The 1,421-nt window shown below is 69.0% G+C and carries 2 protein-coding genes; both read left to right on the top strand.

The features are described 5' to 3' along the window. A partial coding sequence (locus ELR45_RS12915) for a DegV family protein (RefSeq protein WP_240759599.1) occupies positions 1-687 on the top strand: 687 nt, incomplete at its 5' end. A 165-nt stretch (positions 688-852) separates the two neighbouring features. Beyond that, positions 853-1,421, top strand: a 569-nt coding sequence (locus ELR45_RS35100) for a hypothetical protein (RefSeq protein ID WP_165367729.1), incomplete at its 3' end; no start/stop codon positions are given.

The following is a 1,421-nucleotide window of genomic DNA, read 5'->3' as shown; positions in this document are numbered from 1 at the left end:
CTGCGCCGGCACGAGCCGGTGAGTACCTCGAGGCCGAGCCCCGAGGCTTTCCGCGAGGTGTACCTGGCGGCATCTGAGCGAGGCGCGTCTCACGTGGTGTCCGTCCATCTGTCGAGCAGGCTGTCGGGGACGATGGACGCCGCCCGGATGGCGGCCATGGACGTGCCCCTACCGGTCGACGTGGTCGACTCTCGCACGGTCGGCATGGGTCTGGGGTTCGCCGTGGTGGCCGCCGCGCGGGCAGCGCGCCAGGGCGACTCGCCGGAGAGGGTCGTGGCTGCGGCGACGGAGAGCGCGGCCTGGTCATCCGCCTTCTTCTACGTGGACACGCTGGAGTATCTGCGCAGGGGCGGCCGGATCGGAGCCGCGTCCGCGCTGGTCGGCAACGCCTTGGCGATCAAGCCGTTGCTCCACCTGGAGGACGGCGCGATCAAGCTGATGGAGAAGGTCCGCACCGCTGCTCGGGCCGTCGCCCGGCTGGAGGATCTCGCGGTCGAGCGTGCGGGTCGTTCGTCCGTGGATCTCGCCGTGCATCACTTGGACAATGCGGCGCGCGCGGACCAGCTGGCGCAGCGGTTGTCTGGACGGTTGCCGCGGGTGGGCGAGATGGTGGTCGCCGAGGTAGGTGCGGTGATCGGTGCGCATGCCGGGCCTGGCATGCTCGCGGTCGTGGTCAGCCCTCGTTGACCCGGCTCCGCGAAAGCCGGATCCGGGGTAGTGCAGATCTAATTGTGCGCTCAAGCAGTCCGAGTTATACACAGGGGCGATGATCTCTCGGCGAATACCACTAGTTGTCCACAGGTGCGGGTAGCCCTGTTGTAAGCGTGTTGTCGAAGTCTTAGCTTCGTTTTCATGCGCTTGCCTGTATTGCGATCTTCAGCGGATGACGAGCTGGCTCACGCGGTCCGAGCACGAGTCGCGTATGTGAGCACCGCTGGGCGGCCGGAGGCGGCTGGTCAGCGTGAGACGGCTGGTCAGCCGGTGATGCCGCCCCGCCTGGGGCAGCCACTCTTGCGTGACACGGACCGGCCCTGGGGCGGCTGGGTGCCGCGCATCCCGGACAGCGCCCGCGAATGTTCATGGGAGGCGGATCCGGAGAGCGACGACGACGGCCGGGACGTCGACGCGGCCGCGGCCGGCAGTGACGGCCGCCGGGACGACGGACCCCTGTCTGGCGGCAGCGCAACGTCGGGGGCCATGGTGGAATCGTCAGGGGCCTTGGCGGACAGGATGCCGCTCTCTGTGCGCAACGTGTGGGAGCGCCTGACACAAAGCCGCGTCGAGCTCGGCCGGGGACAGCTGGTCGTGGTCCTGGTCGTGCTGGCGGTCGGCCTCGGCATCGCGGCGATGGTCTTCACCCTCGGCCGGCCGAAGACGGAGCCGGTTGAGACGGAAGTCCTGTCGACGGGGACGGTGGAGCA

Source organism: Phytoactinopolyspora endophytica (assembly GCF_004138495.1).
Taxonomy (GTDB): Bacteria; Actinomycetota; Actinomycetes; order Jiangellales; family Jiangellaceae; genus Phytoactinopolyspora; species Phytoactinopolyspora endophytica.
Note: the sequence above shows the minus strand (reverse complement) of the source record. Positions and strands in the feature narration are given on the sequence as shown.